Here is an 18,549-nt window from a genome sequence, read left to right as displayed (position 1 = left end):
GGGTGTGGGGGTCGGGTCAGGGGAGGGTGGCCAGGTGGGGCTTGACGGTGTTGCCGAACGAGTTGCCGTTGCTGACGTCCCAGTTGATCGACCAGGTCATCGCGCCGCGGATGCCCGGGTAGGTCGCCGGGGGCTTGAACGTGCCGCAGTTGGTGCCGCGGGCCAGGCAGTCGAGGGCCGCGTTGACGTTCGCCGGCGACTGGTAGCCGCCGCCGGCCGCGCTGCCGCTGGCCGGAAGGCCGAGCGCGACCTGGTCGGGCCGCAGGCCGCCCTGTGTCTGGATGCAGGCGAGCGCGGTCAGGAAGTTCTCGGTTCCCTGCGAGTACGCCTGGTTCTGGTCGCAGCCGAGCATCGAGCCGGAGTTGTAGTACTGGGTGTGCACCACGGTGAGGATGTCCTTGATGGACAGCGCCAGCGCGAAGTACGACGACCCGGTGCTCTGCATGTCGATGGTCTGCGGCGCGAGCGTGATGATCAGGTTGGCGCCGGCCTTGGCCCGCAGGCTACGCAGCGCACTCCCCATGTAGGTCGCGTTGATGCCGTTCTCGAGGTCGATGTCGACGCCGTCGAAGCCGTACGTCGTCATCAGCGAGTAGACGGAGTTCGCGAAGTTGGTGGCCGAGCCCGAGTCGGAGACGCTGACCGTGCCGTTCTGCCCGCCGACCGAGATGATGACCTTCTTGCCGCGCGAGTGCATCGTGGCGATGTCGGCCTTGAACTGGGCGTCGGTGTACCCGCCGACCTGCGCGGCGAGCCCGGAGTCGAGGGTGAAGGAGACCGCGCCGGGTGTCCCGGTGGCGTCGGCGAAGGCGACCGCGATGAGGTCGTAGTTGCTCGGGACGCTCGCCAGCTTGAGCGCCGCGGCGCCGTTGTAGAAGTTCTGCCAGTACCCGGTGAGGAAGTGGGCCGGCAGCGAGCCGTTGGAGGGCGGCGTGGTCGTGGGCGGGGTCGTCGGCTGCGTCGTCGGCGGGGTGGTGGTCGGCCGCGTCGTCGGTTGCGTGGTCGGCGGGGTGGTCGTCCCGCCGCACGCGCCGTTGTCGGCCCAGACGTCCCACTGACCGGAGTGCGTGGCCGGCGACTCGTTCTGCGTCCACCACTTCGCCGTGTAGTTGTGGCCGTTCTGCGAGGCCGAGTTGCCGCCGACGTAGACGGCCGTCGCGCTCCAGGCCGGCGCGCAGGCGGTCGCGGCGCTCGCGTCGCCACCGAAGTACACCGCGGCGCCGCCCGCGAGGAGCGCGGCGACGGTCGCAAGGATCACCGATCTGGAGCGGTTCATCGCCGTCCCTCCATGCATCACGTTGAGATGCGTCAATCTTTAGGACTGTTAACAGTAAAAGTCCAGAGGGCCGAACGTTAAAGAACCTTAAATCTTTTCGGATGACGTACGACATGACGATGGGCCGAAGACGCAGGTCACGCCCTCGGCCCATCGACGTGCGTTTTTACTTGCGGAACTGGATCCAGTTCACATTCACGAAGTCGGCCGGCTGCCCGCTCGTGAAGGTCAGGTAGACCGTGTGCGTGCCGGACAGGTTCGACACGTTGCCCGGGATCGACGTCCAGGTCTGCCAGCCGCCCGTGTTGGCGAGCGCGAAGCTGCCGATCGGCGCGTTGCCGCGGCTGTCGACCCGCACCTCGACGAGACCGCTCACCCCGGAGCCGGCCCCCGACGCCACCCGGGCCAGGAAGTCCTTGACCCCGCCCGTACCGAAGTTGACGTTGTTGAACTGCAGCCAGTCACCGTTGGCGATGTAGCCGACGTCCTGACCGCCCTCGGCGCACGCCTCGGTCGTGGTGCCGGACTGCGCGTTGAACGACTCCGCCTCGATCCGCGAGTACGCGTCCCGCGTACCGGTAGGCGGCGTGGTGGTGGGCGACGTGGTCGGGGTGGTGGTCGGCGGGGTCGTGGTGCCGCCCGACGACTGGTAGACGGCCACGTAGTCGACCAGCATCGGCACGCCGGACTGCGTCGACGCGGTGGGCCCGCCGCCGAACGCGGCCGGGAAGCCGCCGCCCATGGCCACGTTCAGGATCATGAAGAATCCGTGGTGCAGGGCGTTGTTCCAGGTCGTGGCGTCGAGCTGGGACGAGTTCAGCGTGAAGTAGTTGTTCCCGTCGAGGTAGAAGCGCAGCTGCTCGGGCGAGACGCTGCGGTCGTACTCCACCGCGTACGTGTGGAATCCGGTCTGGCACCCGGAGCAGGCGCGCTCGCCGGAGCCGAGGCCGGTGGTCTCGTTGCAGGGGCCGCCGGAGGCGGTGCCGCAGTGCAGCGTGGAGAAGACCGACGACCGGCCGTTGATGTCCTCCATGATGTCGACCTCGCCGATGCTCGGCCAGTTGGTCGCGCCGACCGGCCGGGCCGCCGCACCGAGCGCCCAGAAGGCCGGCCAGTAACCGGCCGCCGCCGCGCCGCTCACGTTCGGCTGCTGGATGCGCGCCTCCATGCGCAGCTTGCCGCCGGCCGGCGCCGCGAAGTCGGTGCGCTGCGTCTCGACCCGGCCGCTCGTCCACTGCCCGGACGAACTGCGGATCGGCTTGATCACCAGGTTGCCGCCGCCGTCCTGGTAGACGTTCGCGGTCGAGTTCGTCATCGTCTCGACCTCGCCGGTGCCCCAGTTCGCCGCGCCGCCCGGGTAGGACGTGCCGATGTCGTAGAGCCAGTTCGAGGTGTTCAGGCCGGTGCCGGCCGCGCCGGTGAAGTCGTCGCTGAACACGGTCGTCATGCCGGCGGGCGCCGACGGGACGGCCGCGTTCGCGTCCATCGTGAAGACCGCGGTGGCGGCGACGGCAATGGCGGCGGTCGATACCGCCAGAGCCACGCGGAGTCGTCTTCTGGTGCGAGATGCCATCGGAGAAACGCCTTTCCGTAGGGGGGTGAGGAGGCGTGAGAGCGCTCTCACGGGCATTTCACGCTCGTTACGGTGGCGTGTCAATATTGGCGGTCAACGATTGCCCGTTGTTACCGGGCGGCGATAGACGACCTGCTCCAGCGCGGTCCACGCGGTCGACGTGACCAGGTAGAGCCCGCCCGCGAGCGGCATCCACGCGACCGCGAACACCGACAGATAGGGCAGGTAGCGCATCAAACCCATCGGCCCGGCCACCGGGGTCGTCATCGCCGCGGTCATCCGGCGCGACGACCACCACGCCAACGCCCCGGCCAGCACCAGCAACACGGCGAAGATCGGCAGCCCGGCGGCGAGATGGGCGGCCAGCGGAACGCCCAGCAGCGATCCGTCCGGGGCATTGAGGGCGACGTGGTACATCACCATGAAGAACGGAGCCTGGATCAGCGCCGGCAGGAATGCGGCGAACGGGCTGATGCCGGCCGCGCGCTGGAGGGCGAGCGTTTCGGTGGCGAGCTTCATCGGGTCGTCGCCGTGTTTCTCGCGCAGCTTGGCAATATCCGGCGCGAGGGCGGCCTGGCGGCGCTGACCGCGGACCTGCTGATAGGTGAGCGGACTGATCAACAGCCGGACGAGCACGGTGAACACGACGATGGCCAGCGCCGCGGCGGCCGTACCGGCAAACGGGACGAAAAGGTGGGCGAGAGATTCGATAGCCGCACCGGGAATGGCGAAAATGGACATGAAAGGGCACCCCAAGCGATCCAGAGGGAAAAGGACGCGAGGCGGCAGGAACTACGCTGCCGCGGGGGTGCCGGAGGGTGCTCGGGAACGGGGACGGCCGGCCGCATCGGGATCGGCGAGGCGCGGGCGGGCGGTGACGCGGGCACGGCGGGCGAAGGCACGCACCGCGGGTGCGGCGAACAGAGCGGGCACCGGCAGTGCGGCGGCCGCGGCGATGATCAGGACGGCCGCGGCGACCAGGGCCAGGCTCAGCACGAGCTGCGTCGGCGCGCCGGCCCGCGAGGGGTCCAGGAGCGCTACGAGCGCCTGCAGAAGCATGGGCTCAACGGTAGCGCGGTGGCGCCATCGTTTTCCGATGGTGACCGGCGGGTAATTCTTAACTCATGGACGCGGTTTCCGGTGGGACCACGATTTCCGACGAGATGGCCGAGGAGGCCGAGTCACATGATCTCCTCACACTCGGAATCGAGGAGGAATACATCTTGGTCGACGCGGACGAGCCGCGCGGCGTCGAGGCCGTCGAACGGGTCGTCGACCTGGTCCCCGACGAGATCCGGGGCTCGGTGCAGCACGAGTACCTGCGCAGTCAGATCGAGGTGGCCAGCCCACCTCAGCTCGAGCTGAGCGGCCTGTTCGAGGCGATGCGCACGCTGCGTGCCGAGGTGGCGGGCGCCGCCGAGCGGGCCGGCACGCGCCTGCTGGCCGTGGGCACCGGGCCGGCCGCCGGCCCGGCCATCCGGGTGCTCGACCGGCCGCGCTACCACCGCATGCGCGAACACTACGGCGACCTCTCCCCGGGACAGGGGATGTGCGGAACCCACGTGCACGTCAGCATCCCGGACGCCGAGACCGGCGTCCTCGTGCTGAACCACCTGCGTCCCTGGCTTCCGGTGCTGCACGCTGCCACCACCAACTCGCCGCTGTTCGGCGGCCACGACACCGGCTACGCCAGCTGGCGCTCGATGATGTGGGAGCGCTGGCCCACCGTCGGCCCGACGCCCTACCTCGAGTCCCTCGACGAGTACGAGACGCTGGTCAAGGACCTCGAGAAGACCGGGGCGATGTTCGACGAGGGAATGCTCTACTGGTACGCCCGCCTCTCGGCCAACTACCCCACCGTCGAGATCAGGATGGGCGACGTCACGCCCACGCTCGACGATGCGATGCTGCTGGCCGCGCTGGCCCGGGCCCTGGTCGCCACCCTGCTGCGGGACGTGCACGCGGGCATCCCGGCCCCGCAGGTGCCGCACCCGCTGCTGATGGCGGCGCACTGGCGGGCCGCGCACGACGGCCTCGAGGGTGTCGCGGTCGACCTGGCCACCCGCGAGCCGCGGCCGGCCTGGCGCCTGATGCGGCAACTCTTCGATCACGTACGCCCGGAGCTCGATCGGCACGGCGACCTGGAGATTGCCACCGTCCTGATGGGACGGCTGCGAGCGCACGGCACGGGCGCGGCCCGCCAGCGCGCCATCCTCGCCCAGAGCGGTTCGGTCGCCGACGTGGTCGACTGGCTGGCCGCCGCGACGAAGGGCGACACCGGGAACTCCGGCGCCGCCCCTCGGCAGCCGGTTACTTCTTAGGCAGTGCCGGCAGGGTGTGCGAGGTGAACGCGGGGTTGGCCGCCCGGGCGGCGGCGAGGCTGCCGCCCGGGACCTCGTTCGCGGTCACCGCGTACACCTTGTTGTTGGCGTCCCGGACCAGGTAGGCCCAGCCGCGGCCGCTCGTCTTGTCGTAGACGACCACCGACGGATCGGTCACGACCTGCGTCGCGTACGGCTGCACCCAGGAACCCCAGGCGCCGGTGTTCTGGCCGGTCTCACCGACGAAGTAGACGGTGTTGTCGGCCGCCCGCGCCACGATGCCGACCCGGCCGGTGGTCGGGTCCATCACCGCGGCGGGCGCGCCGGCGGCGGTGAAGCCCGGGATCGTCGTCCAGTCCGCCGGGAACGTGCCGTCGTCGTTCTGCGCCTTGGTGACGATCGAGCCGTCGGCCGCGCGTATCACGATCCGGACCGCGTAGCCCGGCCGGATCACCACGGCCGGCTTGCCGTTGAGACCCGATCCGCCGAGGCTCGTCCAGTCGCTCAGCACGCCGGCCGCGTATGTCGCGGTCTGCAACGCGCCGGTGCCGTCGAGGGCGAACACGCGCAGGCCGTCCCGGGTGGGCGCGAGGGCCGGCTCGCCGGTCAGGCCCGTGCCGCCGATGTAGCGCCAGGCGCCGTACGGGACGTTGGTGCCGTCCTGAGCCGACCGCCAAAGCTGGCCGCCGACGAGCTCGAAGTCGACCAGCTTCCCGTCCGGCATGACGCCCTGCACCGGGTTGGAGTTGGTGGAGCCGCCGACGTCGGCGAAGCCGTAGAACGTGTTGGTGTCCTTGGTGGTCTGCGTGGACATCCACAGGTCACCGTCGGTGGCGTTGCGGCCCGAGACCTGCGCCCGGCCGTCGGCCTGCTTGTTCACCGAGACGTGGCCGGTGAACCGCTCGTTGCCGGGGACCGCCTGCCACACCGGGCTGAATGTCTCCGGATCGCTCTGATAGCCCCGCCAGAACGTGCCGAGCGTGTCGACGAAGCCGTAGACCAGCGCCCCGACCGCCGCCGTGTTCACGCCGGCCTGCGCGGCCACCACCGGCTGCGCCGTGGTCGGCAGCGCCGTGATCGTGGCCGCCGTCGCCGGCGGGAAGTAGAACTGGTCGTTGAGCTGCGTCGACACCGCGCCGCAGGTGTAGATGTTGATCGCGGTGTTGTCGGTGGTCAGGTTCTGGTAGACGTTCAGGCACTTGCCGCTCGCCACCGACTGGATCCGGTAGGTCGTGTTCCCGGCCACCGGCAGGAACTTCCAGAGGTTGTTCTGGGCGGTGTCGTTGCAGGTGTACTGGTGCACCGGCGTGTTGTCGGTGGTCCCGTTCTTGTAGACGTTCAGGCACTTGCCACTGAACTGCGCGACGATCTGGAAGGTCTGCGACCCCTTGGGCACGACCCGGAACTTGTCGTTCGTGTACGACGCGCCGCACGTGTACTGAATGACTTTCGTGTCATCGGCGGTCAGCGCATGATCGACGTTGAGGCACTTGTTGCTGTGCCCCGCCCTGATCTGCACCGCCGCGGCCGGCGTGATCGCCGCCTGCGCGACCCCGGGCGCGACGGTCGCCGCCCCCGCGAGAACAGTTCCCATCACCATGAGGCCGCGCAGAACACGACCCCGTCCAACATTTCCCACTGGCCCTCCCCCGCTTGTCATTCAACAATCGATACAACGTCAGATTCCGCCGTCGAAATCGGTCCCGTATCCAGCGTCCTGCTGAGTCTTTTCGTCACCGCCTCCACCCTGGCCGCGAATGGTTCCCTTCCGACCGCGCCGCCGTCCTTTGTCCATCTGCTCGATCGCCCGGCGCCCGGCCTCCCTCTTCCGCGTTTCGGGATCATCCGTGGCGCGCGCCCGGCGCCTCCGGACGACGACGAGCCCGCCTCCGACCACCACCACGACCAACACGGCCACGGAAATCGCAAGCCACACGGATTCGTCCACGATGACCTCCCGCTATCCCGTACGAAATTCAGTCGATGAGGGCTCTTTTTGCCTTCGCCCAAACTCCAAGAATGATGATAAGAATTCCGCCCACCGGGTCCGTGTGGTCTTTGACCGCTTCCACCTCGCCCTTGGCACCGCGGACGACCGCCTCGCGCTTCGTCCGTTGTGTTTTGAGATCCTCGGCAAGCTCGATACGCCTATTAGCCGTCTCCGGTGCGCCCTCGTCAAGCCCGGGCGCATCATTGTCAACTCGTCCCCGGCCGCCGGGGCATGTGCATTCCTGCGGCTTCACGAGGTCGCGGTTCGGTACGCCCGTCGCCCCGCCGTGCACGGGACATGTGGAGCCGGCATTGTGGACAAGTAGCGCCCGGCCGCCGACCACGACGTAGTAGGTGTGGAGGCCGTCGACCGTGAGGTTGTGGACTTCCTTCTGCTGGGCGGTCCACTTCTTCGTCGCGGTCACCTGGACGTAGGTGCCGGCGCCGGTCCGGAGCATGGCACCCGGCTTCAGGTCGCCCGCGTCGACCCAGCGGTGCAGGTCGGGCGCCCAGAACGGGTGGCCGTCGGTGGCGTCGACGGTGGCGGTCTTTCCGCCCTTGTCCCCGTCGAGGTCGACCGTCAGCTCGACCATCTGCTTCTCGCCGACGCCGACGATGAGGGCGGTCACGACGCGGACCCCGGTGCGGCCCGTGGTCGGGTCGGTGGCGACGACCTTGTCGCCGATCCTGACGTCCTCGATGCGCTTGGTGGAGCCGTCCGCCATCAGCACCAGCGTGCCGGCGGCGAAGCTGTTCGCGCCCGCGCAGCTCGCGGCGTTCTCGGCCCGGGCGCCGAAGTTCCGGCCACCGGCACTGGAGGACTCGACCGCGTCGCGGCCGGCGGTGCCGGCCGAGCGGCCGGCCAGCGCCTCCCCGGCCCCGCCGGCCTCGCGGGCCGCCACCGCGCGGGTCGCCGAGCCGGTGCCGATGGCGACGCCCTCGCGGGAACCCGAGGTGACGGCGGTGCGGGCGCCGCTGCTCACCGCGCCGCCGCCGAACTCGCTCAGCGGGCCCATCACGGCGCCCGTGACCCCGCCCATCAGCGCGTCGGCGCCCATCTCCTTCCAGCCCTTGTCGCCGGCCACCAGGTCGGTGACCAGGGAACCGGCCGCGCCGGACAGGAAGCCGCAGCCGATCGCGCCCACGCCGGTCCAGCCGATCAGGGCACCGCAGCCGACGCCTACCACCGCGCCGGCCAGGCCGCCGATGATCTCGGCCTTGTGGTCGGCGACCCAGTCGCCCGCGGCCGAGAGGCCGGACATCAGCATGCCGCCGACCGACGCCGCCCCGCTGAGCAGCGAGTTGATGCCCAGGTCCTGGGTCACGTTGCTGAAGCTGGCGACCAGGCTCGGCATGATGTTCGCCGAGATGTGCAGCTTCATGCTCTTGAGCTGCGACTTCACCATCGCGCCGACGCTCTTGAGCGACACGTGCTGCATCGTGTAGCTGATCGCGGCCCGGGCGTGCTGGGCGATCGCCACACTTCGCTGGTAGACCATCTTGGCCTGGGCCTTCGCCCACTGTTTGGCCCGGGACAGGGTCGGCCGGATCGTGTTGTTCCAGGTGTCGACGATGCTGTGGCCGACGCTCTTGATGAAGTTCTTCGTGGCGCCGTACGCGTAGTCCCAGCCCCGCTTCAGCGCGGACAGGCCCGCACTGGCCTGGTTGTAGAGCCAGGAGCCGGCGCTCGACAGCGCGCTCGTGGTGGCGTGGTACGCGGTCTGCACCCCGGACCACACATAGCTCGCGCCGGTGCTCACGACGGAGGAGACCTGGCTGATCGCCTTCTTGCACCAGCCGCAGGACGGCCAGTTGCCGGTCGGGTCGTTGTTGCCCAGCGGGTCGTCCGCGGCGTACGCGTACTTGTTCGCCAGCACCGCGTCACCGGTGGTGTAGTCGACCGTGTCCCGGGAGAGGAACGCCGCCGTGCCCGGGTCGTACCAGCGGGCGCCCATGTCGACCTGGCCGGTGGCGGGGTCGGTCCAGTCGCCCTGGAAGCCGACGTTCGACTGGGCGCCGGCGGTCGAGGTCCGGGTGCCGAACGGGTCGTAGGCGGTGGAGCTGTCCAGCGCGCCCAGCGAGCTGCCCGCCTCGAACGCGCCGACCACGTCGTCGTGCTCGTCCGAGATCGTGAGCTTCACGCCGCCGGCCGTGGACGAGACCGACAGCAGCGAGCCGTCCGGACCGCGGCCGTACTTCTCGGTTCCGTCGGAGACCGGGTCCTGATCGGTGCCGGAGTAGGCGAAGAGCGCGCCGTTGCGGTTGATCAGCCGGTTCAGTCCGTCGTAGACGTACGTCTGCCCCTCGGCGCCGACCATCCGATCGAACGCGTCGAAGCTGTACGTGTCGGTCAGCCCCGAACTGGTCCGGGACGCCATGGTGCCGCGAGGCGTGTACGCGTACGTGTAGTCGCCGTCGCCGAGCAGCCGGTTGCGCTGGTCGTAGGTCGCGGTCTTGGTGCCGGCCCTCGTCCGGTTGCCGGCATCGTCGTACGCGTACGCCACCGTCCCCGCGCTCGAGGTCCACGAGGTCAGCCGGCCGTCGTCGTCGTACCCGTAGGTGTTGTTGCCGGCCCCGGCCGTGCCGGTGGTGTTCTTGCCGGTGACATTGTCGGCCAGGTCGTAGGCATAGGTGATCGAGGAGACCGTGCCGCCGGCGCTGTTCTTGAGCGTGTCGGTGGTCAGCCGGCCCAGGTTGTCGTAGCCGTAGCCGCGCACCCGGCCCGCGCCGTAGTCAATGCTCTTCACGACGCCGGCCGCGTCGTACCCGACCGTCTGCGTGACGCCGGACGTGCCGTCCTTCATCGTGCTGAGCCGGCCCTTGGCGTACCCGAAGGTGGCCGTCCCGGCCGCGTCGGTCCGGCCGGTGAGCGAGCCGTCGTCGTCGTACGAGAAAGTGCTGTTGCCGGAAGGCCCGGTGGCCGACAGCAGATCGCCGCGGTCGTCGTAGCCGAAGGTGTTGGCCGAGCCCCCGCCGGAGGTGACGCCGGTGGTCCGTCCCTCCTGGTCGTAGGCCAGCCCGCGGCTCGCGCCGGCCGTCCCGCCGCCGCTGCCCGACTCGTCGATCAGCCGGTCGGCGGCGTCGAACGTGCGGCTCCGGGTCACCCCGCCCGGCGCGACCATCGTGGTGGCGTTGCCGTTCAGGTCGTAGGCGACCAGCCACCGCCGATCGGAGAGCGCCGGATGCGCGGTGGTGGCCGGCTCGGTCACGCTCTCGGTGAGGCCGAGGCTGTTCACCCCGTAGTAGGTGGCGTTGCCGTTGCCGTCGGTGTAGCGGGTGCGGTTGCCGGCGGCGTCATAGCCGAACGTCGTCGTGATCGAGGCGGTGGCGCTCTTCGGCTCGACCTGCTTGACGAGGTGGTCCAGTGGGTCGTACTCGAACGTGGTTTTCTTCTGCAGGGCGTCGGTGACGGCCGTGACGTTGCCGTTGTTGTCGTGGTCGTAGGTCTGCCGGCGCAGCTCGGTCCCGTCCGGGGCGAGATTGATCTCGGTGATCATGTCGCCGTACGCGTTGAAGTCGTGCCGGGTGGTGCGGCCGGCGCCGTCGGACTGCCGGACGGCGTTGCCGAACCCGTCGTAGCCCTGCTGCGTCGGCACCCCGGCCGGGTCGGTGACGCTGAGCTGATCGCCCGCCGCGTCGTAGGTGGACTTGGTGACCAGCCCGGTCGGCGACGTGACCTGCACCGCGTTGCCGGCGTCGTCGTACGCCGTCGTGGTGGTCAGCGTCCGCGCGGTCGGCTTGCGCTCGAAGGCGGTCGTGGTGACCTTCCGGTCGAGGTCGTCGTAGGTGGCCTCGGCCCGGATGCCGGTCGGGCTGACCGTGGAGAGCGCCTTGCCGGTGCGGGTGTACGTGTACTTGGTGACGAGCCGCTCGGTGTCCGTGCTTCCGGGCTCGTCCTTCTGCACGACGTGGTTGAGGCGGTCGTAGGTGTAGCGGGTGACGTGCTGCTTGGCGTCCGTGGTCTCGACGACGTTGCCGAGCGCGTCGTACTTGGTCTTGAGGATCGGCGCGCCGGAGACGTTCGGGCCGGCCGGCGCGGTGTAGGCGGGCCCGTCGGACTCGACCGCCCGGCCCATCCGGTCGTACTTCGTGTGCGAGACGTTGCCGAGCGCGTCCTTGACCGCGGTCGCCTCGCCGAACGCGTTGTAGCCGGTGGCCACCGTCGGCCTCGTGCTCTGCGCCGGGTTCCCGCCGCTCTCGACGCCGACCGTCGGCGCGGTCGAGGAGATCCGGTCGCCGTTCTCGTCGTACCCGAAGGTGGTGATCCCGCCGCGCGGGTCGGTCACGCTGAGCGTGAGACCCCGCTGGTCGTACGCGTACGTGGTGCTCCGGCTCGCGGTGCCGTCGAGCTCCTTCTCCTGCTCGAGCTGCCCCTTGGCGTTGTAGACGCGGGAGACCACGTTCGTGGCGCCGGCCTGGACGAGCCACGGCACGTTTACCGTGTTGCCGGTGGTCGTGGTCCGGGTGACGTTGCCGAGCAGGTCGTACTGGTAGGTGGTGGCCCGGTTGAGGCCGGTCGGGTCGAACGCGGTGGTCGCGGTCCGGCCCAGCGAGTCGAACGAGTTCGTCGTGGTGTGCGTGCCGTTGTCGATCACCGACTTGGTCAGGTTGCCCGCGGCGTCGTACGTGTTGTCCTCGAGCACGTAGTCGCGGGTGCTGCCGTCGGGGTTGTGGAAGTTCTTGAGCACGACCTTGGCGAGCTTGTCGTCGCCGAGGTAGGTGTACTCGGTCCGGCGGCCCATCGAGTCGATCTGGACGGCCATCCGGCCGCCGTAGTCGTACGCGTAGGAGTTGAGCACCACGTAGTCGGCGCCGTTGTCGTGGCCGTCGCGGTAGTCGTAGAGGCGGACCTCGGCCAGCTTGTTGCGGGCCGTGAAGGCGTACCCGTACCGGTTGCCGTTGCCGTCGACGACCGAGGTGCGGTTGCCGAACTTGTCCCAGCCCTCGGTCTGCTCGTCGCCCTCGGGGTTGACCGTGCGGGTCGGGTGGTTGTGGTCGTCGTACTCGATCGTGGTGACCCGCTCCGGCTCGGTGGCGTCGAGCGCGTCCTCGATCGAGGTGCGCACGAGGTTGCCGTCCACGTCGTACGTGTTCGTGGTGATCGCCTGGTGCCGGGTGCCGTCGACGGCGTTGGTGGTGATCGGCCCGATGGTGACCAGGGGGTGCCCGAAGTCGTCGTAGGTGAAGGTGGTGACCACGCCGGACGGGTAGCTGTCCGAGGTCACCTTCTCCTGGGTCTTGCGGCCCAGCGCGTCGTACGTGTACTCGGTGACCAGCCCGGTCGGCGAGGTGACCAGCGCCAGGTCGCCGGCCGCCGTGTACCGGTACCGGGTGATCCGGCCGGCCACGTCGGTGGTCGAGGAGGTCAGGCCGGCCGGAACCGTGTCGGTGGTGCTGCCGTAGCCGATCTCGTTGCCACCGGTGTAGAGGTTCGTGGTGATCGCGCCGTCGGCCCGGGTCTCGGTGTAGACGTCGCCGCCGTTGTTGTACGCGGTGACGGTCCGGTACTTGTTGTCCGTGGCGCCGCTCGACCGGGGATCGCGCGACTCGATCGGCAGGTCGTTCTTCGGGTCGAACGGATTGCTCGCGTTCGGCGTCGTGTAGCTGGTGTACGAGGTCTGGCAGTCACCGGATTTGCGGCAGGTCTTGCGCGAGGTGACGTTCCCCCGGTCGTCGAACGTCATGGTGAGGACGTTGCCGTTCTCGTCGACGACCTGGTTCTGCCGGCCCTTGTCGTCGTAGCCGAACGAGCGGATGACCGAGCCGGTCAGCTCGTTCTCGCTGAAGATCGGGCCGGGCGAGTCCCCGGGGATCGTGGTGCAGAACGTCGGGTAGCTCGGATCCGGCGACACGCACGTGGGCGTTGGCGTCGGAGTCGGCGAGGGGGTGGCCGGCAGCGGCTTGTCCTCGGGCCGGGTGTCGATGCCCAGCGGAGAGGCCGTGCGCAGCGGGCGGTTGGCGAGGGCGTCGTACTCGTACAGGTACTTCCGGTCGGCCGGGTCCCGCACCTCGACCGCGCGGCGCAGGTCGGTGTCGTTCCCGTAGACGGTCGGCTTGCCGATCTTCCAGGTGCCGCCGTTGCCGTCGGTGTACTCGGCGACCCGGTCCGCGGCGGTGTCGTAGGTGGTCTCGGCCGAGGTCTTGCCGCTCGGCAGCGTGATCTTGGAGAGCTGGTCGGCCTGCGCGGTGCCGTACAGCACGTGGGCCTTGACCGCCTGGTCGCCGAGCGCGTGACCGTAGATCGCGACCTCGTCGATGCTGCCGTTGAAGTAGCGCTTGGCCGACGTCGAACCCCAGTTCTTCCAGGCGGTGGGCGTGGTGGCCCAGGCGGCGCCGACCTGGTTGAAGGTGAGCGTGTTGTAGTCGAGCGGCACGACGGTCGCGGGCTTGTGGGCCGTACCGTCCAGATAGAGGGTCTGCGCGTCGGCCGAGACCGAGAGCGCCACGTGGTGCCACTTGCCGTCGCGGACGTCGACCCCGCCGTCGATCGGCGCGGGAGCACTGGCCGTGGTCTTGAACTGGCCGTAGACGTGGCCGTCGGAGCCGACGTAGAGCAACGGGACGCCGATGGTCGGCGTCGTGTCGACGGCGGTGTCCTGGTACCCGATCAGCGGGCCGCCGGTCTGGCTCGGGGCGACCTTGAACCACATCTCGACCGCGGTGTCCCGGCTGCGCTTCACCACGCCCTTGGGCAGCTCGGCCACCGCGTTGCTGCCGTTGAACAGCGCGGCCGTGTCGTCGGTGCCGAGCAGCGCGCCGGCCTGCTCGAGCGTCACGTTGCGCAGGACACCGGCGTCCTTGCCGAGGTTGTTGAGCACCTCGCTGGCGGCGCCCTCCGCGCCGGCCTTCTCGCCGAGCCGCCAGTACGAGGCGGGGCCGCTGTCCAGCACGCTGCTGCGGTAGTGCGAACCCGCGGCGTACGTGTAGGTGGTGCAGCTCGCCCCGCCGGGGCTGCAGACCTTGGTGAGCAGGTCGCCGGTGTACTCGTAGGTCCAGGTGCCGCCCAGATCGGTGGTCACGCCGGTCACATGGGTGCCGGCCGTGTTCCAGGTCATGACGAGCTTGCGGCCGGGCGTCGCGTTGGTGTTGCTGCGCACCTGCATGCGCAGCAGGTGACCGGTGGAGTCGTAGACGAACTCGAGGACCCGGCTGTACTTGTCGACGATCGTGGAGATCCGGCCGTCGCCGGAGCGGAACGTGTACGTCGTGCCCTTCAGGTCCTTGAGCACGTAGGCGCTGTTCACTATGGACAGCTGGGCGGTGCGCCCGGGCGGGGCCGCGAACGTGCCGTCCGGGTTGCGGCCGAACCGCACCTGCTGCCCGTCGGCGTAGGTGACCAGCGCGTTGCCCGAACCGTCGGCGTCGGCCTCCACCCGCAGGTCCAGCTGCGACATCCAGCCCGCGCCGAAGGCCAGGTTGCGGCGCGGGTCGAGGCTGTTGTAGCTGCGCGTGACGCTCAGCGCCGGCCCCGCCGTCGCCGCCGTGGCGTCCACGGCCGCGGTGCTGTAGTTGCCGAGGTCCGGGTCGAACTCCTTGTCGCTGGTGCCGTACGGCGCGTTCGCCACCCGCGAGGTGATGGCCGGCTGCGGCGCGACCGTCACCAGCGTCGAGTAGGCGCTGACCACCTCGGTGGTGTTGTCCTTGACGTAGGCCCGCCACATGTACGGCGTGCTCCACTTGAACACCGAGGCCGGGACGGTGAACGACTGCTTGGCCTGGTACGCCGAGACGGTGCAGCCGGTCGGCGCGCCGGCGCTGCTCACCGAGCAGTACTCGAACTTGTACTGGAGCGTCTGCGACGGCGGCGCGTCGATGTCGACCCCCTGCGCCCACAGCTGCGGCCGCAACGTCGGCGACTGATAGCCGTTCGGCGGGAACAGCTCGCCCACGACCGGCGGGATGTTCTGCACGCTCAGGGCGATCCGGGCCGGCGGCACGAGCTCGTCGGTGAAGACCTTGCCGCCGGTGGTGGCCATGCTGAAGTCGATGAGGTAGTCGCCGATCGGCAGCGCCCGGATCGTCGCGTCGAGCGTGGTGCTCGCGCCGCGCGCCACGTTCCCGGCCAGCGGCGCCGCCACGTACTGGCCGATGCGGGTGCCGGTCTTCGCGTTGTAGACCCGGTAGACCAGCTGGAACCCGGCCGGGGTCCAGTCCATGGCGCTCTTGTTGGTCACCGTGACCTTGACCTTGCCGCCCTGGTTCTGCAGCACCGGCGGCTTCGGCGTGGGGTTCGGGATCGAATATTTCGCGTTGTACGGGGTGTGCGTGACGTAGAGCGTCGGCGGGTTCGCGCTGCTCGGACCGGCGATGGTCTTCCAGGCGCTGTTGTCCGAGACCGGCGCCCGCAGCGAGATGCCGTTGTTGGCCTTGCCGTCCACCCAGCCCTGGACCAGGTCGCGGCCCTTGCTGCCCAGGTCGATCACGGTGCCGACGACCGGGCAGGACGAGCTCGCCTGGCCGAGGCCGACGTAGCCCTGCGCGAACGAGACCGTGGCCAGCGCGCCGCCCACCGACGGGCCGGGGTACGTCGTGTTCGTGCTCGAGCTCCACGACTCGGTCACCGGGTGCACGCTGAGCGCGCGCGGCTTGCAGGAGGGCGCCTCGTAGGCCACCAGCGACAGCTGGGCGCTGAAGATGCTCTCCCGCGCCAGCGACGACACCAGGCCGCCGAAGCGCAGGTAGGACGCCGAGCTGTTGCCGTCCCGGCTGCCCACGGTCAGCGTGTCGCCGCCGCCGCGCGACCCGCTCTCGCTCACCACCAGGCTCTCCGACGCGGCGCCGTTGGCCAGCACCGGCGGGTCGAGCCGGACCGGGAAGGCACGGCCGGGCGCGGTGAGCCAGTTCTTGTCGGCCGTGACGCGCAGCGCGACGCCGCCGCCCGTGGGCACCAACTGATAGCGGACGTCGGTGGAGACCGCGCCGTCGGCGTCGACCAGGTGGCCGGCCGGGATGGTGGCCACCGTGGCACCGGCCGCGTCGCGCAGCAGGACCTGGTCGCCGTCGGCCACGGCGGTCAGCCCGGTGAGCCGCAGCGGGAACGTGTACGAGCCGGCGGCTCGGGCCGAGCCGAGGACCAGCGTCTCCTTCACGCCACCCGGCTGGGCGGTGAGCTCGACGTCCACATCGGACCAGACGCCGGCGTAGCGGGCGGTGTCACCCTTGACCGTCGCGGTCACCGGCCGGGCGCCCGCCGCGCCGTAGGCCAACTCACCGCCGCCGGGCAGCGTCACCCGCACCAGCTCGGCGGCGTCGGCCCGGTCGGCGAGCCACAGGCCGACCGAGTCGGCGCCGCGCCGCCAGCCGCCGGCCGGGTCCCGGGCCAGGGTGGAGTCGATGGGTGCCCACGTGCCGTCGGCCTTGCGGTAGTTCAGCGGGGTGGCCGAGAACTCGGTGGTCTCGGTGCCGTCGGCGTTCGCGTACGTCCGCTCGTGCGCGCCCCGGCGCGAGGTGATCTCCTTACTGCTGCCGTCGGCGCGGAATCCGCGCGTCTTGGTCGCCGGCGCCGCGACGTTCTTCGCGACGTTCGCGGGCAGCGACGGCGCCTCGACCGGCGGGTACTTCGATTTCTCGGACGGCGGGCGGAACGTGTTGCGCGTCCCGCCGGCCACCGGGTCGAGCCCGGACGCGTCGCCCCACCGCTGGGCGGGCGCCGGCTTCGGCGCCGTCCGCGCCGCGGCGGTGACCACCCGGTGATGCAGCTGGACGGCGCTGGTGCCCTCCTCGGCCGAACAGGCCGTGAGCAGGAAGGACAGTCCGAGAGCAAGGATCAGAGCGGCCTTTGGGTCCTTACCGCGAGCAGGCCGGAGCAAGCCACGACGCATCTTCCACCCCCGTGGGAAGAGCCGGGCGACACATCGATGACTATCGTGCCGCTTTCCGTCGCCGCGTAATTTACAGCGACCGCACAGCTCCGGACAGTGCCCGCGGCGGGCAATTGCCGCGTGATAGCGGAACGATAGAGAAACGATGGCAAGACGCCCGCTACGCTGGGCTCGTGAGGCTGGTGGTCATCGGCGGGGACGCGGCCGGCATGTCGGCGGCGTCGCAGGCCCGCAAGCGGCTGGACCGCGACCGGTTGGAGATCGTGGCCTTCGAGCGGGGGCACTTCACGTCATATTCGGCGTGCGGCATCCCGTACTGGATCGGCGGTGCCGTCAAGGAACGCGACAAGCTTGTCGCGCGCTCGCCGGACCAGCACCGCGACGCCGGTATCGACGTGCGGATGCGGCACGAGGTGGTCGGCATCGACCTCGACAAACGCGAGGTGGTCGCGCACGACCTGATCGGCGGCGGCGAGGTGCGGGAGGGCTTCGACCATCTCGTGTACGCGACCGGCGCGGTTCCGGTGACGCCGGAGTGGGCGTCGATTCCGGCGGCCGGCATCTTCGGTGTCCAGACGCTCGACGACGGCGCCGCCATCCACGACTGGCTCGACCGCGAGCCCACGCCGCAGCGGGCGGTGGTGATCGGGGGCGGCTACATCGGCGTGGAGATGGCCGAGGCGATGGTGCTGCGCGGTCTCGACGTCACCCTGCTGGAGAAGTCACCCGAGCCGATGGCGAAGACCGTCGACCCCGAGGTGGGCGCGCTGGTGCGCAAGGCGATCGGCGAGATGGGCATCGAGGTGGTGACCGGCGCCCACGTCGAGGGCATCGGGACGAAGGACGGCCGGGTCCGGGAGGTGCTCACCCCCGGCGGCGCGGTTCCGGCCGACATCGTGGTTCTCGGTTTGGGCGTACGCCCCAACAGCGCGCTCGCGGCCGACGCGGGCCTCCCGATCGGGGTGACCGGCGGGGTGCGCACCGACCGCCGGATGCGCGTCGTCGGCGTCGACGGGGTCTGGGCGGCCGGCGACTGCGTCGAGACGCGGCACCTGCTGACCGGCGATCCCGTGCACGTCCCGCTCGGCACCCACGCGAACAAGCAGGGCCGAGTGGCCGGCATCAACATCGGCGGCGGCTACGCGACCTTCCCCGGCGTGATCGGCACCGCGGTGACCAAGGTCTGCAATCTCGAGGTGGCCCGCACCGGCCTCACCGAGAAGGAAGCCCGCCGGGCCGGGTACGCGTTCGTGACGGCCAGCGTGGAGTCGACGAGCCGGGCCGGCTACTACCCGGGCGCCGCCTTCATGACCATCAAGCTGATCGCCGAGCGCCGCACCGGGACGCTGCTCGGGGCGCAGATCGTGGGCCGCACCGAGGCCGCCAAGCGGATCGACGCGCTGGCCGTGGCGGTGTGGAACCGGATGACCGTCGAGGAGATGACCGGGCTCGACCTCAGTTACGCGCCGCCGTTCGCGCCGGTCTGGGACCCGGTGCTGATCGCCGCCCGCAAGGCCACCGATGCCGTCCACAGTGCAATGTGAGCCGAGATAGTCGGATCCGGTCGAT

9 protein-coding genes are annotated in these 18,549 nt (G+C 70.1%); 2 read left to right on the top strand and 7 right to left on the bottom strand.

What is annotated here, in order from left to right; genetic code table 11:
• Positions 1 to 16: 16 nt before the first annotated feature.
• From A3CQ_RS0123130 to A3CQ_RS0123115, 4 genes are all read right to left on the bottom strand, one after another.
• Complete coding sequence (locus A3CQ_RS0123130) at positions 17 to 1,276, bottom strand: chitinase (protein WP_020513334.1); 1,260 nt, start codon at positions 1,274 to 1,276, stop codon at positions 17 to 19.
• A gap of 166 nt (positions 1,277 to 1,442) precedes the next feature.
• The gene (locus tag A3CQ_RS0123125; protein WP_026206071.1) at positions 1,443 to 2,849 is read right to left on the bottom strand and encodes a carbohydrate-binding protein; all 1,407 of its coding nucleotides are present in this window, start codon (positions 2,847 to 2,849) and stop codon (positions 1,443 to 1,445) included.
• 93 nt (positions 2,850 to 2,942) lie between these two features.
• Complete coding sequence (locus A3CQ_RS0123120; protein WP_020513332.1) at positions 2,943 to 3,590, bottom strand: YidC/Oxa1 family membrane protein insertase; 648 nt, start codon at positions 3,588 to 3,590, stop codon at positions 2,943 to 2,945.
• Positions 3,591 to 3,641: 51 nt separating this feature from the next.
• Positions 3,642 to 3,908: a DUF6412 domain-containing protein gene (locus tag A3CQ_RS0123115; protein WP_020513331.1), complete on the bottom strand. Its 267-nt coding sequence runs from the start codon at positions 3,906 to 3,908 to the stop codon at positions 3,642 to 3,644.
• A 65-nt stretch (positions 3,909 to 3,973) separates the two neighbouring features.
• On the opposite strand from A3CQ_RS0123115, the gene A3CQ_RS0123110 reads away from it, so the two are divergent.
• Complete coding sequence (locus A3CQ_RS0123110; protein WP_020513330.1) at positions 3,974 to 5,170, top strand: carboxylate-amine ligase; 1,197 nt, start codon at positions 3,974 to 3,976, stop codon at positions 5,168 to 5,170.
• On the opposite strand, the gene A3CQ_RS0123105 is transcribed toward A3CQ_RS0123110, so the two are convergent.
• The 3 genes from A3CQ_RS0123105 to A3CQ_RS53710 form a co-directional block, all read right to left on the bottom strand.
• The gene (locus A3CQ_RS0123105; protein ID WP_169516298.1) at positions 5,160 to 6,764 is read right to left on the bottom strand and encodes an RICIN domain-containing protein; all 1,605 of its coding nucleotides are present in this window, start codon (positions 6,762 to 6,764) and stop codon (positions 5,160 to 5,162) included. The genes A3CQ_RS0123110 and A3CQ_RS0123105 overlap by 11 nt on opposite strands.
• A gap of 84 nt (positions 6,765 to 6,848) precedes the next feature.
• Positions 6,849 to 7,118, bottom strand: a complete 270-nt coding sequence (locus A3CQ_RS0123100; protein WP_020513328.1) for a hypothetical protein — start codon at positions 7,116 to 7,118, stop codon at positions 6,849 to 6,851.
• Positions 7,119 to 7,146: 28 nt separating this feature from the next.
• On the bottom strand, positions 7,147 to 16,968 hold the full coding sequence (locus tag A3CQ_RS53710) for an RHS repeat-associated core domain-containing protein (protein WP_051115320.1): 9,822 nt from the start codon (positions 16,966 to 16,968) through the stop codon (positions 7,147 to 7,149).
• Between the two features lie 221 nt (positions 16,969 to 17,189).
• Here A3CQ_RS53710 and A3CQ_RS0123090 point away from each other — a divergent pair, with 221 nt between their 5' ends.
• Complete coding sequence (locus A3CQ_RS0123090) at positions 17,190 to 18,524, top strand: FAD-dependent oxidoreductase (protein WP_051115323.1); 1,335 nt, start codon at positions 17,190 to 17,192, stop codon at positions 18,522 to 18,524.
• Positions 18,525 to 18,549 lie beyond the last annotated feature (25 nt).

It is taken from the genome of Paractinoplanes globisporus DSM 43857 (genome assembly GCF_000379645.1).
In the GTDB taxonomy this organism is placed as follows: Bacteria; Actinomycetota; Actinomycetes; order Mycobacteriales; family Micromonosporaceae; genus Actinoplanes; species Actinoplanes globisporus.
The sequence above is the reverse complement of the archived record's forward strand: the minus strand, read 5'-3'. Positions and strand labels throughout refer to the sequence as shown.

Excerpts from the sequence above, each read along its gene's own strand:
- A3CQ_RS0123110 (WP_020513330.1), top strand. The coding sequence starts at position 3,974 with ATGGACGCGGTTTCCGGTGGGACCACGATTTCCGACGAGATGGCCGAG.
- A3CQ_RS0123115 (WP_020513331.1), bottom strand. The coding sequence starts at position 3,908 with ATGCTTCTGCAGGCGCTCGTAGCGCTCCTGGACCCCTCGCGGGCCGGC.
- A3CQ_RS0123130 (WP_020513334.1), bottom strand. The coding sequence starts at position 1,276 with ATGAACCGCTCCAGATCGGTGATCCTTGCGACCGTCGCCGCGCTCCTC.
- A3CQ_RS0123105 (WP_169516298.1), bottom strand. The coding sequence starts at position 6,764 with ATGGGAACTGTTCTCGCGGGGGCGGCGACCGTCGCGCCCGGGGTCGCG.
- A3CQ_RS0123120 (WP_020513332.1), bottom strand. The coding sequence starts at position 3,590 with ATGTCCATTTTCGCCATTCCCGGTGCGGCTATCGAATCTCTCGCCCAC.
- A3CQ_RS0123125 (WP_026206071.1), bottom strand. The coding sequence starts at position 2,849 with ATGGCATCTCGCACCAGAAGACGACTCCGCGTGGCTCTGGCGGTATCG.
- A3CQ_RS0123090 (WP_051115323.1), top strand. The coding sequence starts at position 17,190 with ATGTCGGCGGCGTCGCAGGCCCGCAAGCGGCTGGACCGCGACCGGTTG.